Source organism: Yinghuangia soli (assembly GCF_021502675.1).
In the GTDB taxonomy this organism is placed as follows: Bacteria; Actinomycetota; Actinomycetes; order Streptomycetales; family Streptomycetaceae; genus Yinghuangia; species Yinghuangia soli.
This window is the reverse complement of sequence record NZ_JAKFHA010000050.1, coordinates 15,434-30,185: the sequence shown is the minus strand read 5'-3', so window position 1 is coordinate 30,185 and position 14,752 is coordinate 15,434. Positions and strand designations below refer to the sequence as shown.

The 14,752-nt window shown below is 73.9% G+C and carries 10 protein-coding genes; all 10 read left to right on the top strand.

Features of this window, described 5'->3' with window-relative positions; all coding sequences use genetic code 11:
• Window positions 1-41 precede the first annotated feature (41 nt).
• Window positions 42-281 carry an acyl carrier protein gene (locus LZ495_RS40645; RefSeq protein ID WP_235058271.1) on the top strand — a complete coding sequence of 80 codons (240 nt, stop codon included), beginning with the start codon at window positions 42-44 and terminating at the stop codon, window positions 279-281.
• The gene (locus LZ495_RS40640) at window positions 274-1,038 is read left to right on the top strand and encodes an SDR family NAD(P)-dependent oxidoreductase (RefSeq protein ID WP_235058270.1); all 765 of its coding nucleotides are present in this window, start codon (window positions 274-276) and stop codon (window positions 1,036-1,038) included. The genes LZ495_RS40645 and LZ495_RS40640 overlap by 8 nt, the downstream gene beginning before the upstream one ends.
• Window positions 1,035-2,462, top strand: a complete 1,428-nt coding sequence (locus LZ495_RS40635; RefSeq protein ID WP_235058269.1) for an AMP-binding protein — start codon at window positions 1,035-1,037, stop codon at window positions 2,460-2,462. Before LZ495_RS40640 ends, LZ495_RS40635 begins: the two co-directional genes overlap by 4 nt.
• Window positions 2,459-3,625 (top strand): LuxE/PaaK family acyltransferase, encoded by a 1,167-nt coding sequence (locus LZ495_RS40630; RefSeq protein WP_235058268.1) that lies wholly within the window; start codon window positions 2,459-2,461, stop codon window positions 3,623-3,625. Before LZ495_RS40635 ends, LZ495_RS40630 begins: the two co-directional genes overlap by 4 nt.
• Window positions 3,622-4,887, top strand: a complete 1,266-nt coding sequence (locus tag LZ495_RS40625; RefSeq protein ID WP_235058267.1) for an acyl-CoA reductase — start codon at window positions 3,622-3,624, stop codon at window positions 4,885-4,887. Before LZ495_RS40630 ends, LZ495_RS40625 begins: the two co-directional genes overlap by 4 nt.
• Window positions 4,884-6,218 carry a lysylphosphatidylglycerol synthase transmembrane domain-containing protein gene (locus tag LZ495_RS40620; RefSeq protein WP_235058266.1) on the top strand — a complete coding sequence of 445 codons (1,335 nt, stop codon included), beginning with the start codon at window positions 4,884-4,886 and terminating at the stop codon, window positions 6,216-6,218. The genes LZ495_RS40625 and LZ495_RS40620 overlap by 4 nt, the downstream gene beginning before the upstream one ends.
• Window positions 6,215-8,296, top strand: a complete 2,082-nt coding sequence (locus LZ495_RS40615) for a hypothetical protein (RefSeq protein ID WP_235058265.1) — start codon at window positions 6,215-6,217, stop codon at window positions 8,294-8,296. The genes LZ495_RS40620 and LZ495_RS40615 overlap by 4 nt, the downstream gene beginning before the upstream one ends.
• Before the next feature lie 19 nt (window positions 8,297-8,315).
• Entirely contained in the window at window positions 8,316-10,394 is a 2,079-nt protein-coding gene (locus tag LZ495_RS40610) for a DUF1616 domain-containing protein (RefSeq protein ID WP_235058264.1), read from the top strand.
• 64 nt (window positions 10,395-10,458) lie between these two features.
• Window positions 10,459-12,489 (top strand): hypothetical protein, encoded by a 2,031-nt coding sequence (locus tag LZ495_RS40605; RefSeq protein ID WP_235058263.1) that lies wholly within the window; start codon window positions 10,459-10,461, stop codon window positions 12,487-12,489.
• Complete coding sequence (locus LZ495_RS40600; protein WP_235058262.1) at window positions 12,486-14,537, top strand: hypothetical protein; 2,052 nt, start codon at window positions 12,486-12,488, stop codon at window positions 14,535-14,537. Before LZ495_RS40605 ends, LZ495_RS40600 begins: the two co-directional genes overlap by 4 nt.
• Window positions 14,538-14,752 lie beyond the last annotated feature (215 nt).

The following is a 14,752-nucleotide window of genomic DNA, read 5'->3' as shown; positions in this document are numbered from 1 at the left end:
ATCCCGACGACCAGCCCCTCGGCGGGCGAGAAGGGGGACGCATGTCCACCAAGGAAAGGCTGAAGGGCGTCTTCGCGCACGCGCTCGACCTGGACCCCGACACGAAGATCGAGGACCTGCGCTACCGCGAGATCGACAAGTGGGACTCGCTCGGCCACATGGCCCTGGTCGCCGCGATCGAGGACGAGTTCGACGTCCAGTTCGACACCGACCAGGTCATCGACATGAGCGCCTTCAAGGTGGCCTACGACATGCTGCGGGAGATGGGCCTCGGTGACTGACAGCCGGACTGCGGCGCCGCTCGGCGGGCGCATCTGCGTGGTGACCGGAGGCACCCGCGGCATCGGTCTGGCGACCGTGCGCGCGCTGGCCGAGGCCGGCGCGTCGGTCGTCCTGACCGGTCGCGACGAGGCGGTCGCCAAGGAGCGCGCCGCCGAGGTGGCCGCCGAGTCCGGCGCGGTCTGCGCCGGGTACGGCCTGGACGTCACGGACTCCGCCGCCGTGCGTGCGCTGTTCACCTCGGTGGCCCGCGAACACGGCACCGTGGACTGCCTGGTGGCCAACGCCGGGGTGCTCGAGGACGCGCTGGTCGGGATGATCCGCGACGAGCTGGTCGACCGCATGCTCGGCACCAACGTGGCCGGCACCCTGTCCTGCCTGCAGGCGGCCGCCCGGGTCATGATGCGCAAGCGCAGCGGGTCGATCGTGCTGCTCGCCTCCATCGTGGGCGAGCGCGGCAACGCCGGCCAGTGCGCGTACGCGGCGTCCAAGGGCGCGGTCAGCGCGCTGACCAAGTCGGCGGCCAAGGAACTGGGCCGCTACAACATCCGGGTCAACGCGGTGGCCCCCGGGGTCATCCGCACCGACATGATCGCGCACCTGCCGGACGACCTGGTGGCCGCGCGGACCGCCGACACCGCGCTCGGCCGGGTCGGCACGCCGGAGGACGTCGCCAAGGCGATCCGCTTCCTGTGCGGCCCCGACGCGGACTTCGTGACCGGCCAGATCCTCGGCGTCGACGGAGGGTTGGTGCTGTGACGCACGCGTCCGAGCCGCGGGCCGACGCGCGGTCCGTGGTCGACGAGCTGGTCCACCCCGGCGCCGCCCTGGTCGACGGGTCCGACGGCACCCGGCTGGCCGGCGCCGACCTGGCCGCGGGCATCGCCGGGCACGCCGAACGGCTGGCCGGCCTGCCCGTCGGCATGCTGTTCGCGCTGACCGCCCAGGACGTGCCCGGAGTGCTCCGCTACTTGGGCGCACTGGCCGCCGGGCGGCCCGTGCTGCTGCTCGACCCGGCGCTGGACCGCACCGCCCTCGAAGGCCTCGTGGCCCGCTTCCGGCCGGCCGCGGTGACCGGTGCGGACGGCCCCACCCCGCACGGCTACCAGGCCGCCGACGGGCTCGGCTGGGTGCGCACCGCTGCGGACGGCGTGGCCCCGCACCCCGACCTCGCGGTGCTGCTCACCACCAGCGGATCGACCGGCAACCCCAAGCTGGTCCGGCTGTCCGGGACCGCGGTGCTGGCCAACGCCCGCTCCATCGCGCTCGCGCTGGCGCTGGGCCCTTCCGAGGTCGCCCCCACCACGCTCCCGCTGCACTACAGCTACGGCCTCTCGGTGCTCAACAGCCACCTCGTGGTCGGCGCCACCGTGCTGGTCGAAGGCACCGGCGTGCTGGCCCGCACGTTCTGGCAGGCGGTCGACGAGCACCGCGCCACCAGCTTCGCGGGCGTGCCGTACCACTACGAGATGCTGCGCCGCATCGGCTTCGCCCCCGGCGACCACCCGGCGCTGCGCACCCTCACCCAGGCCGGCGGGCGGCTGCGCGGCACGCTGGTCCGGGACTTCGCGGACCGCATGGAGGCGGTCGGCGGCCGGATGACCGTGATGTACGGCCAGACCGAGGCCACCGCCCGCATGGCGGTGCTGCCCCCCGACCGGCTCGCCGACAAGCTCGGCACCGCCGGACAGGCCATCCCCGGCGGCGCGTTCGCCATCCGGCCGCTCGACGACGGCGCGGCCGACCCCGAAGGCGTCGGCGAAGTCGTCTACACGGGCCCGAACGTGATGATGGGCTACGCCGAATGCGAGGAGGACCTCGCGCGCGGCGACGAGCTCGGCGGCGTGCTGGCCACCGGCGACCTCGGCCGCCTGGACGACGAGGGCTTCCTGACCATCACCGGCCGCCTCAAGCGGATCGGCAAGGTCTTCGGCACCCGGGTCAGCCTCGACGACCTCGAGGACCTGCTGCGCGGCCACGGCGTCGCGGCCGCGGTGCCCGGTGACGACCGCATCGTGGTGTGGCTGGAAGGCGCCGACGGCGAGTCGTGCCGGGAGGCCGGCCGCACCCTCGCCGAGCGGCTGCGCGTGCACGCCTCCGGATTCGACGTGCGCACGCTGCCCGCGCTGCCGCTGCTGGCCAGCGGCAAGGTCGACTACCGCGCGCTGGAGGCCTCGGTATGACCGCCGACCCGAGCACCGGCCCGAGCACCGGCCCGGGCACCGACTCTGCCGGGGCAGCCGAGGACTTCGTGTTCGGCCGCACCCAGGCCGAGCGCGAGGAGATCCTGCTGCCCGAGCTGCAGCAGCTGACCGAGCACCACCGCGCCAACTGCGCCGGCTACGACCGGATCCTGGGCGCGCTCGGCATCAAGCCCGGCGGGGCCGGCGGCACCATCGCCGAACTCCCCTGGCTGCCGGTCCGGTTGTTCAAGCACCACGATCTGGCCAGCATCCCGCCGGACGAGATCTTCAAGACCCTCACCTCGTCCGGCACCACCGGCGCCGAGGTCTCCCGCATCCACCTGGACAAGGCGGCGGCCGGCGACCAGACGCGCGCGCTCAGCCGGACCCTGCAGGCCGTCCTCGGCAAGCAGCGGCTGCCGATGCTCATGGTCGACACCCCGTCCGTGGTCAAGGACCGCAGGTCGTTCTCGGCGCGCGGCGCCGGCGTGCTGGGCATGGCCGGCTTCGGCCGCGACCACACGTACGTGCTGGACGCCGAGGGCCGCCCGGACCCCGAGGCGGTGCGCGCCTTCCTCGCCGCGCACGGCGATGCGCCCTTCCTGGTCTTCGGGTTCACCTTCATGGTGTGGCAGTACCTGTACGAGGTCGCCGCCGAGCACCGGCTCGACCTGTCGCAGGGCATCCTCGTGCACTCCGGCGGCTGGAAGAAGCTCGCCGACCGGGCGGTGGACAACGCGGAGTTCCGGGCCCGCTTCGCCGCGGACACCGGCCTGACCCGCATCCACAACTACTACGGCATGGTCGAGCAGATCGGCACCGTCTTCGTCGAGGGACCGGACGGCGATGCGCTGTACTGCCCGGACTTCGCCGACGTCGTGGTGCGCGACCCGCGCACCTGGCGCGAGCAGCCGGTGGGCACGCCGGGCGTCATCGAGGTGGTCAGCACGCTGCCGAAGTCCTACCCGGGGCACGTGCTGCTCACCGAGGACCTCGGCGTGGTGCACGGCATCGACGACGGCCACTGGCCCGGCAAGCGCTTCTCGGTACTCGGCCGGCTGCCCCGCGCCGAGGCGCGCGGCTGCAGCGACACGTATGCGGAATCCGCAGCGGGCCCGGCAGAGGCCGCATCAGCAGATCCCCAGGGGGAACAGGCCGCATGATCATCAGTCCGCGCTTCCCGGCAGGACCGGACCGCAGCCTGACCGGGTTGCTGGACGAGATGTCCGGGGACGTGCCGGGCGGCCCGCTCGCGGTGGGCGACCCGCGCATGGTCGACTTCCTGACCGCGTTCGGGCGCACCCTGCTCGACCCCGCGCTGATCCGGCGCCATCCGGAGCTCGCGCCGCTCGGCTTCTTCCTGCGCCGCGCCGAACTGGACGCCCAGCTCGCCCGGTTGGCCGAACCGGGCACCGGAAGCACCCGGGTGCTGCGCTTCCCGCGCGGCCTGGTGTTCCACATCCCGCCCGCGAACGTCGACACGATCTTCGTGTACGCGTGGGCGCTCGCGGCGCTCACCGGCAACCGCAACGTGGTCCGCATCTCGCCGCGTTCCGGACCGGCCGCCGAACTGATCCTGGAGCGCCTCGCGACCGCGCTGCAGGACGCCCACCCGGCGGTCGCCGCGACCCAGCGGATGATCACGTACGACCGCGACGACCGCATCACCGAGGCCCTCTCCGCGGCCTGCGACCTGCGCGTGGTGTGGGGCGGCGACCACTCGGTGGCCTCGGTGCGCCGGGCGCCGCTCGGCCCCGCGGCCCGCGACCTGACCTTCCCGGACCGGGCGTCCTTCGCGGTGGTCGGCGCGGACGGCTGGCTCGCCGCGGACCCCGCCGCACGCGACCAGGCGGTCGTCGGCCTCTACAACGACAGCTACTGGTTCGACCAGGCCGCCTGCGCCTCGCCGCGCGCGCTGTACTGGGTCGGCGATCCGACCACCGCCGCGGAGGCCCGCACCGACCTGTTCGAGCGGCTCGCCGCACTGCTCGCCGCGCGCGGCGAACTCCCGGACCCGGCCATGGCCGTGCACAAGCGGGTGGCCGCCTACGGGGAAGCGGCCGCCGGGCGGGCCGCCGCACTCGGCTTCGCCGCCGACGAGGCGCTCGCGGTGCTCGACCTCGCCGACCCGCTGGCCGCCCCGCGGACCTGGCTCGGCGCCGGGACGTTCCCGACCGCCACCGTGGCCCGCCTCGCGGACCTGGTCCCGATGCTCGGTCGGCGCGACCAGACGCTCAGCCACTTCGGCATCCCCGAGGACGAACTCGCCGATTTCGCGGCCGCCTTGGCCGGCCGCGGCATCGACCGCATCGTGCCGTTCGGCGCCGCGCTGTCGTTCGCGCCGCTCTGGGACGGCTACGACCTGCCCCGCGAGTTCACCCGGCTGACCACCCTCGGCACCGTTCCCGCCCAGGCACGCCGGTGACCGGTCCTGCGGCGGACCGCGGCGAGCCCGGCGGACCGGACCGCGGCCGCGCGGAGCACGACGGCTTCGTCGGGGCCCTGGAAGAGGCCGTCGAAGAAGCGGTCGCCGAAGCCGTCGCGGAGAACGTCCCGGGCGGCGCACCGCAGGCCGCACTGGGCACTGCCGACCCGGACGCCGAGGCGGACTCCGACCCGGACCGCGACCCGGACCGCGGCGTGGCGACCGGCCCGGGCGGGCCCGCGGACGCCGGGACCGCTGCCGCCGCCGGTGCCCCCGGTCCTGCCGAAGGCGCCGCGGCCGGCACCGAGGCCGCGGCCGCCCGCAAGAAGGTCTGGATGCGGCGCATCGGCCGCCTGGTCGCGTGGCTGCGCCCGGTCCTGCTGCTCCTCGCGGTCGGCGGCATCGCGTACGTCGTCCTGAAGCACTGGAACGACGTCGCCGCCACGCTGCGCGAACTGCCCTGGTACGCGGTCGCGGCCAGCGGCCTGGTGCTCATGATCGGCATGGTGACCGGCACGCTCGCGTGGCAGGTCGTGGTCGACAGCATGGGCAAGCCGATCGGGTTCCGCAAAGGCGCCCAGATCCAGCTGGTCAGCCAGCTGGGCAAGTACGTGCCCGGCTCGGTGTGGAGCTACGTCCTGCAACTGGAGCTGGGCCGCAAGGCCCAGGTGTCCCGGGCCCGCTTGTTCACCGCGTCCCTCCTGCACGTCGCCATCGCGATCGTGACCTCGATGCTGCTGGGCATCCTCGCCCTGCCCGTCATGCTCGACGACGCCCCGGGCGCGGCCTGGGTCTTCGTGCTCCTGCCGCTCGGCTTCGTCGGGCTGCACCCGAAGTTCCTGGCCTGGGCGGGGGAGCGGACCCTGCGGTTGCTGCGCCGCCCGCCCGTCAAGCTGCGGCTGACCTGGGCGCTGGTCGCCCGGGTGGCCGGCCTCGCCGCGCTCAGCTACACGCTGTTCGGCCTGCACCTGTGGCTGCTCGCGCGCGCGGTCGGACCCGCCGACTTCAAGCAACTGCTGCTGTGCATCGGCGCGATCGCGGTCGGCCTCACCATGGGCGTGTTCGCGTTCGTCCTGCCGTCCGGCGCGGGGGTCCGCGAGATCGTCATCGTCGCGACCCTGGCGACCACGATGCCGCGCGGCCAGGCGGTCGCGCTCGCCCTGGTGTCCCGGCTGCTGTTCACCGTCGCCGACCTGGTCTCGGCCGGCATCGCGGCACTCCTGGCCCGGAAGGTGCTGGCCGAGTCCGCCGCGACCGCCCCGCCCCGGGAAGAAGACGCGCCGCTCTCGATGGCCGCGCAGGGTGTGAGCCCCGACAAGAGCACGCAGTGAACGCCGAACCGGATCCCGCGCAGCGCCCGGCGCGTACCGCCCGGAGGATCCCGGCGCCGGCCGCCTGGGCGGCCGCGGTCGCGGCGGCCTGGTTCATCCCCGACCTGACGCATGTGCTCGGCGCGGACCTGCTGCTGGTCGCGCTGGTGGTCCTGGGACTCGCCTCCCTGCTGCGGGCCGGCGGCAACCTGGTCGACCGGATCATGCTGGCGGTCGGATTGGCCGGCGGCCTGGCGATCGCCGGCGGCCTGGTCTTCTCGGTGTGGCCCTGGCACCTCGAACCGGTGCCGATCGCGCGCTGCGCCCTGCTGGGGCTGGTCGGCACGGCCTGGCTCACCGGACGCCGGCCCCGGCTGCCCAAGCGCGTGCTGGGCAGCGACCTCATCCTGATCGGGGCGGCCGCCGCCGCCTGGCTGAGCATCGCGTGGCCGACGCTGGGCCGCACCTTCGAGGAGAACCTCGACCAGTTCCCGCTCGGCTGGGGCGGCGACCGGCTGCGCCACTACGGGCTGTACGACGCGATCCAGCACGTCGGCGGCTACACCTTCCTGCACGCCGAAGCGGCCCGCCCGTTCGTGCACGAGGGGATGGAGACGAACTACCCGAGCGGCGCGCACTACCTCTACACCCTGCTGGACCACTTCCTGCGGTCGACGGCGGACCCGGGCACCTCGACCGCCGAATTCGCCCACTACTACTGGTACACGACCGTCGGCCTGGCCTTCCTCGTGCTGGCCGTGGTGTGGTCGGTGCGCTGGGCGGCCGGGCCGCTGCTCGCCGGCTGGCCGCGCGCGCTCGTGTGCGCGGGCGTCGGCGCGTACATGGTGACCGGTCCCATGATGTCGGTGTTCCCGCTCGAGTCGGACGCCGAGACGATCGGCCTGGCCTGGCTCGCGATGCTCACCGCGGTACTGGCCCGCCCGCCCGCACGCACCCGCGAGCAGATCGTCCTGGTCGCCGCGCTCGTCGTGGCCACCGCCTTCTCGTACAGCATGTTCCTGGCCGTGGCGGCCGGCGGCGTGCTCCTGGCCGGATACACCTACCGGCGGCGGCTGGTGCGGCACCGCGTGCTGCTCGCGGTGTCCGCAGTGGTCTCGGTGCCGGTCGCCGCGCTGCCCATCCTGGTCCCGCGCTTCGTCGGGCACATGGACACCGGCCGGCACCTGCTGCTGCCCGGCGGGACGGTGAACCTGGACCGGCGGCTGCTCCTGGCGCTCCTGGCCGTGCTGGCCATCTGCATGGCCGTCTCCCCGGCCCGCCGGATCCCGCCGCTGCGCCTGGTCTTCGGCCTCGCCGGTCTGACGCTCGCCGGGCTGGTCGCCTTCTGGGCGTTCCAGACCTTCCAGATCGGCCGGACCGTCTACTACTTCGAGAAGGCACTCCACGCCTGGCTGATCGTCATGCTGGTGGGCACCGGGGCGATCGGCATCGCGATCCGGCGGATCGCCGAGCCGCCGGTCGTCGCCCGGCGGCTCGCGCCGCCGCTGCGCCGCACGGCTGCCGCCGCCACCGCCGCCGCGCTCGGCGTGCTGCTGGTCGGCGGCATCAGCTGGGGCAAGGTGCAGCCGTGGTCCGGCACGCCGAGCCCCGGGACCACCTGGGCGGCGTCCTGGCGGGCCGGGAGCTTCGAGACGCCCTACAAGCGCAGCATCCAACTGCTGTACCACCACGGCCTGCTGGCCGACGGGAAGCCGACGCTGGTGCTGCTCGACCGGTCGTACTGGAACAACCTCTTCGCGTCGATGTTCGTGGCCGACCTCAACCACGGGCTCGGCGTGATCCGCCCGCAGATCTCCGCGCTGGAGCACGTGAAGGACATCGCGCCGCCGCGGGGGAAGGGCGAGCCCGCGCCGTGGACCGGCAACACCGGCGAACAGTGCACGAAGATGCGCGGGATCGTCGCCTCCACGCCGGTGCCGCTGCGGATCGTCCTGTCCGACGGGCCGCTTGCCGACTGCCTGGCCGAGTGGTCCGTCCGGCCGGAGGCCAACCGGCTGCACCTGGTTCGCCTGAACGTCTGGTCGGGGATGCCGGCCGCCGAAGATGCCGCCGCGGCGGCATCAGGCCGTCCGCGATGAAGGAATTGAGGAAGTCGGCATGCTGTATCGGCTTACCGGGTGGCGGCATCATGCGCGCAGGCTCGCGAACGCGGACGTGACCCGCTGGCCATGGCATCTGTGGACGGCACTGCTGGCCGGCGCCTGGCTGCTGGCCTGGGCGCTGCACGCGGTGCGGGCGGACGTCGTCTCCGCCGCCCTCGCCGTGCTGGGCACCGCCGCGCTGCTGCGCACCGGGAGCACGCTGCTGGACCGCTTCGTCCCGGCCCTCGGGCTGCTGTGCGGGATCGGCATCGCGTTCGGCCTGGTGGTCTCCGTATGGCCGTGGGGCATGGCGCCGTTCCCGATCGCCGGCTGCGCGTTCACCGGGCTGCTGGCCGCCGCGAAGCTGAGCCGGCGGACTCCGCGTCTGCCGCGCAAGTGGCGGTGGTCGGACAGCGCGATGGTGCTGGCCGGCGCCGCGGCCGGGGCCACGCTGGCCTGGCCGACGCTCGGTGGCGGGGCGTTCAAGCAGGTGCTGCCCTACATGCTCGCGGTCGGCCAGGGCGACCGGATGCGGCACTTCACGCTGTTCGACGCGATCCAGCAGTCGGGCGGCTACACCTTCGTGGACGTCGACTCGGTGCGCGACATCCTGCAGCCCGGCATGGAGAGCAACTACCCCAGCGGGATGCACTTCCTGTACGCGCTCGCGGATACGTTCGTCCGGTCGGGGCGCCCGCCGGGAGCAGCCACGACGCAGTGGTACCACTACTACCTGCTGGCCATCGCGGGCTACGTCTTCTTCGTGGTCTGCACGGTGTGGGCGTGCCGCTGGGTGGCCGGCCCCGTCGTCAAGGACCGGCTGCGCACGATCGTGTGCCTCGGCGTCGGCACCTACCTGTGCACCGGTGCCCTCATGGCGCAGTTCTGGAACGAGTCGGACGCCGAGATCCTCGGACTCGCGCTCTTCGCGCTGCTCGCCGCCTTCATCGCCCGGCCGCCGGTCCGGCCCGCCGAACACGCCATTCTGGTCGCGGCGCTGTTCGTCGCGGTGGCCTCCACGTACTCGCTGTTCGTGGTGCCCGCCGCGCTGTGCATCGTCGTCGGCCTGGTCTGCTACCGGACGCGGGTGCGGCGTTCGTGGCAGGCGTACCTGTGGCCCGCGGTCGTGGCGCTGCCTTTCGCGCTGGTGCCGGTCGTGGTGCCGCGGCTCATCGGCACGCTGGACGTGGGCGGGCACCTGCTGCTGCCCGGGCCCATCACCCGCATGCAGCGCCGGTTCTTGATCCCGCTCGGCATCGTGGTGGTCGTCGGGCTGCTGTGGCGGCGGACCCGCAGGTCGACGGTGTACCAGGCGATGCTCGGCCAGATCCTGGCCGCCACCGCGGCGCTGGTCTGCTTCTGGGGCTACCAGATGATCACCGCCGGCCACACCCTCTACTACTTCGAAAAGGCCCTGCACGCCTGGGCGGTGCTGTGCCTGATCGGGATCGCGCCGATCGTGCTGCGGTGGCGCCGCGATCCGGAGCCGCGCACGCGCCCGGCCGGCCGCGGATGGCGTACGGCCGTCGCGGCCGGGACGGTGGTCGCGGTGGTGGCCGTGGCCGGCGGACTGCACTGGGGCCGTGCGGAGTACGCCGCCGGGCGTCCCGTGCCGGATGCGAACTGGGGGGCGACGTGGGCCTCCGGGGAGATCAAGTACCCCTACCCGCTGACCATCCGCAGTGTGGCGGTGCTGTCCGACGCCGGGTTCCTCGGCGACGGCGTCCCGACGCTTTCCCTGCTGGCCGACGACCCGTGGCGCAATGTCGACGCCTCGAACATCGCCGCGGTCCTCAACCACCAGTACGGACTGCTGAAGCCGGTCATCGACGACCTGTCCAAGATCCGGGGCATGGCCCCCGGCCCGCCCCGGCGGCCCGCCCCGACCGGTGTCGCCGAACCGGTGGGCCCGCTGTCCCGCGAGGCCCGCGTAGGACTCGCCCGCCTGAAGAACCTGATCGAGGAAAGCCCGGTGCCGCTGCGGATCGTGGTCTGGGACCCCTCGGTCGAGCGGGCACTCCGGGCGTTCGCCGAGACCCGGCCCGAGCTGGGACTGACGGTCGTGCGGGTGGACCGCCTCGGCGACGTCGTGTGACCGGGCCCGCACTCGCGGGCTCCGGTGCGTGTCTCCCGGCCCTAGGCCGTGTCTGGAGGACCAGGTGCTCGACACCGTTCAGGCAGCGGAATCACCCGGCCCGGCCGGCCCGGACGAAAAGGCCGGGCGGCTGCCGCGCGGCCGCACACCGGTGGCGCTCGCGGTGCTGGCCGCCGCGTGGGCATTGACGTCGGCCGCCCATCTGGCCGGTGCGGACGCGGTGCTGCCGCTGCTCGCGGTGCTCGGCGCCGCAAGCCTGCTGCGGGTCGGCGCGACCCTGCTGGACCGGCTGGTCGTCGCCGTCATGGCGGTGGCCGGCGCGGCTCTGATCGGCGGCCTGCTGTTCTCGGTGTGGCCGTGGGGACTCCATCCGGTCGCCGTGGCCGGGACCGCGTTCACGCTGCTGGTCGCGGCCGGTTGGGCGCTGCGCCGCCGGCCGCGCCTCCCGCGGCGGCTGCAGGCGAGCGACCTGGTCGTCGCGGGCACCGGGCTCGGCGCGTGGCTCATGGTCGCGTGGCCCACGCTCACCCGGCCGCTCGTCGAGCGGATCGGCTACTTCGCCGGCAACGACACCGGCGACCGGCTGCGGCAGTTCAGCCTGTTCGACGCGATCCGGCAGATCGACGGCTACGCCTTCATGTCCCCGGACCAGGCGCACGACATCCTCATCCCGGGGATGGCCACGAACTACCCCAACGGGGTGCACTTCCTCTACGCGCTCGCCGACTCGTTCCGCCTGTCCGGCGCACCGGTCGGCAATGGCCTCGCCGCCGCGCACCGCTACTACGCCCTCCTGCTGCTCGGGTACGGGCTGTTCGCGCTGGTGGTGGTGTGGGCGGCCCGCTGGGTGGCCGGGCGGCGTGCCGACGGGTGGCGCGGCATTCTCGTCCTGAGCGCGATCGGCACGTTCCTGGCCACCGGAGTCCTGGTGTCCTGGGTGTGGTTCGGCTTCGACTCGCAGGTCTTCGGGCTGGTGTTCGCGGTCTTCGGTGCGGCGCTGATGATCCGCTGCCCGGACCGCCCGGTGGAGCAGACCGCGCTGGTCGGACTCGCGCTGGCCGGAGTGGCGTTCACCTATCCGCTGTACGTGCCGGCCATGGCCGCGGGGGCCGCGGTCTCGCTGTGGGTGTACCGCAAGCGGCTGCTGCGGCGCCGGATCGCGGTCGGGGCGGTGGCCGCGGCCGCGGTGGGGCTCACCCTGCTGCCGGTGCTGTGGCCGCGCCTCGCCGGGGACTTCCAGGCCGGCGACCACCTGCTGCTGTGGGGGCCCATCGTCCGGGTCCCGCGCCGCCTGCTGCTCGCCGTGACCGTGATCGTCGTGCTCGCCCTGGCCGTCACCCGCGCGCGCCGCTCGCCGGTGCAGCGGCTCGCCGCGGTGCAGGTCGGGATCGCGGCGGCGGTCGCGCTGGGCCTGTACGCGTACCAGGAAATCCGCATCGGCACGTCCTCGTACTACTTCGAAAAGCTGCTCTACGCCTGGCTGGTGCTCGCCCTCGTCGCCCTCGGCGGGGCCGCGGCACTGCTGCCGAGACTGCGGACCGCCCGCCCGGTGGCCGCCGCGGTGGCGGCGGCCATGGCCGGCGTGCTGCTGGCCGGGGGCGTCAGCTTCGGCAGGACCACGTACTCCGACGGGCGGCCGGGCCCCGACAACACATGGGCGGCGGTCTGGGCCGACGGCCGCATCGTCAGCCCCGCGCAGAACGAGCTCATGGCGATGCAGCGCCGCGGCCTGCTGGGCGACGGCCGGTTCACGATGGTCGTGCTGCGCAAGGGCAAGTCCGCCTGGCAGAACGCGCTGACCACCATGCAAGCCGCCGTGTTCAACCACCAGTTGGGCAAGCTGGAGGCCTACGTGGCGGCCATGCCGCTGGTGCCGACGCCCGGTGAGGACCCCCGGTCCGCACTCGACCCGATGTGGTACGTCAGCCGCAACTGGACGGAGAACCTGGCCGTCTACAGCCGGACCAGCCGCGAGCCGCTGCGCATCGTCTCGTTCGACGCCGAGGCGACCGCCGAACTCGCCGCCGCGGCGGCCGGGAACCCCTGCCGCTGCGTCCAGATCGTGCCGCTCGGCCCCGGCGCCGTCGCACGATGACTCCGGCCACCGCAGGCGCCTGCACGGCGGCCACCGCGGTCGTCCTGGCCGCGGCGCTGCTCGGCACCGCTGCCCTGGGTGCGCGGCGGGCGAGCGACGCGGCCACCGTGGCGCTCTCGCTGTTCCTGCTGGAACTCACCTGGCTGGTCAAGCTCCTGCTGCTCGCGGGGGTGTTCCGGCCGGCCGGCGCGATGGGCGGCGCGCTGCTGCTGCTCGCCGCGACCGCGGGAGCGGTCCTCGCCGGGCGCGGCAGCCGCCGGCGGATCGCCGCGCTGTGGCGAGCGGTCCGGCAGCGGCTGCGGGGCGCTCCGCGGCGGTCCTTCGCGGGACGCCGGCCGAGCCCCTTCATGCTCCCCGCGGTGGTGCTCGCGGCGCTCGCGGTCCTGGTGCACGCCCGGTCGCTCGCCGTCGCGCTGCGGCTTCCGCCGCGCGACATCGACAGCCTCTGGTACCACCTGGTCGCCGTGGCCGCCTGGGTCCGCACCGGCGAACTGGCCCCGGCCATCGAGAACTTGTCCAAGGACGGCGACCTGGGCTGGACCGTCGCCGCGGAGACCTACCCGCGCGACGCCGAGACGGTCAGCGCCTGGCTGTCGGTGTTCACGCACGACACCTCGCTCGCGGGGCTGACCCAGTTCCCGTTCCTGCTCCTGATGGCCGCGGCGGTCTTCGGGATCTGCCGGCGGCTGCGGGCGGGCCGCGGCCCGGCGGTGTGCGCGGCCGCTTTGGCGGTGCTCGCGCCGACCGTGGTGTCGCAGGCGTACATGGCGTACAACGACATCGCCCGGGCCGGCGTGGCCCTCGCGGTCTGGCATGTGCTGCTGATGGCCTACCCGGAAGCGGACGACCGGGCCCGGACGCTGCCGCCGCGCACCGCGTTGGTCCTGGCCGGGGCGCTGCTCGGGCTCGGCATCGGCATCAAGGCGGCCACCGTCTACCTGCTGCCGGCCGCGATCGTGTCCGGGCTGGTGTTGCGGCGTGCCGCCGACCCGGCGACGCGGCCCGGCAAGGCGGCGGGCCTCGCGGGACTGGTGCTGCCCGCGGCCGCGGTCGGCGCGTTCTGGTACGTCCGTACCTGGATCGGCTGGGGTTCGCCGCTGTGGCCGGTCGCCTTCGGGCCCTTCGACGGCCCGCGCACGATGGACGAACTCGTCGAGTCGGCCCGGCCGCCCGCCTGGCAGGGCGAGCCGGCCGCCCTGGTCGTGCTGCGCTCGTGGTGGTCCGCGGTCGGACGCACCGGCGACGCGCACTGGTACGTCGAATGGACCGGCCAACTGGGCCTGGTCTGGCTGGCCGTCCTGCTGCCCGCCGCCCTTCTGCTGCTCGGTGCCGCGCTGCTCGGCCGCCCGGCCGGCGACCGGGGCCGCTACCGCAGGGCGGCCTTCGGTGTCGTCCTGCCGGTCGCCGCAGCCACCCTCGCGGCGCCCGGCGCGTGGTACTCGCGGTACACGATGCCGCTGCTCGGCGCGGGGGCGGTCGCGCTCGCGGTGCTGGCCGGCCGGACCGTCGCGCGGCTGCCCGCACGCCGGGGCCGGGCCGCGGTGCTCGCCGTGACGCCGCTCGTGGCCGCCGCGGTGTGCGCCGGGCTGGCCGGGCAGTTCCGCTATTCGACGTTCCGGCCGATGGAGGATCCCGGGCAGGCCGGATTCCGCGCCTCGGTCCGGCTGCTCGCCGCACCGGCGGGGGAGCGCGCTCTTGAAGGGGTGTGGGGGCCGTACCGCGGGGTGGACCGGCTGGCCGCCGGGACGCGCATCGGATTCTGCGCCGAGGACACTCCGCAATATTGGATTCCGCTGGTCCTCATCGGCCGCGAATACCGGCGGATTCTGGTCGATCTCGGAAGCTGCACGACCGCCTCGCGCATCCCCGCGCTGATGCGCGCGGCGGACGTCACACACCTGTGGACATCACGCGACAGCGACATCGCTGAACGCGTCCGCAGTACTTCCGCGTACACCGGATTGCGGGACATGCGGATCGCCGAATTCCGGTCCGAGTACGGCTGGCAATTGCAGCTCTACACGCTTGCCGGACCCGTCCGCCGATGACGCGGCGGCAACCCAAACTGCTTGGCAAGGTATGGTAATGCGCCGGAGCCGGGGGGACTGCGGCAACCACATATCGGCTTGACTACGTCCTCCGCGGCGGTCGAATCGGTGCCGTACGGTACCGGGGTCGGCCGCCTTTGTGCGTGCGTGCGGGTTTCGGACCACAGGTCGATGAATGACCGTGGGCACGCCGCCCTCGTACATGGATGGGATGC

Excerpts from the sequence above, each read along its gene's own strand:
- LZ495_RS40645 (WP_235058271.1), top strand. The coding sequence starts at position 42 with ATGTCCACCAAGGAAAGGCTGAAGGGCGTCTTCGCGCACGCGCTCGAC.
- LZ495_RS40610 (WP_235058264.1), top strand. The coding sequence starts at position 8,316 with ATGCTGTATCGGCTTACCGGGTGGCGGCATCATGCGCGCAGGCTCGCG.
- LZ495_RS40625 (WP_235058267.1), top strand. The coding sequence starts at position 3,622 with ATGATCATCAGTCCGCGCTTCCCGGCAGGACCGGACCGCAGCCTGACC.
- LZ495_RS40600 (WP_235058262.1), top strand. The coding sequence starts at position 12,486 with ATGACTCCGGCCACCGCAGGCGCCTGCACGGCGGCCACCGCGGTCGTC.
- LZ495_RS40630 (WP_235058268.1), top strand. The coding sequence starts at position 2,459 with ATGACCGCCGACCCGAGCACCGGCCCGAGCACCGGCCCGGGCACCGAC.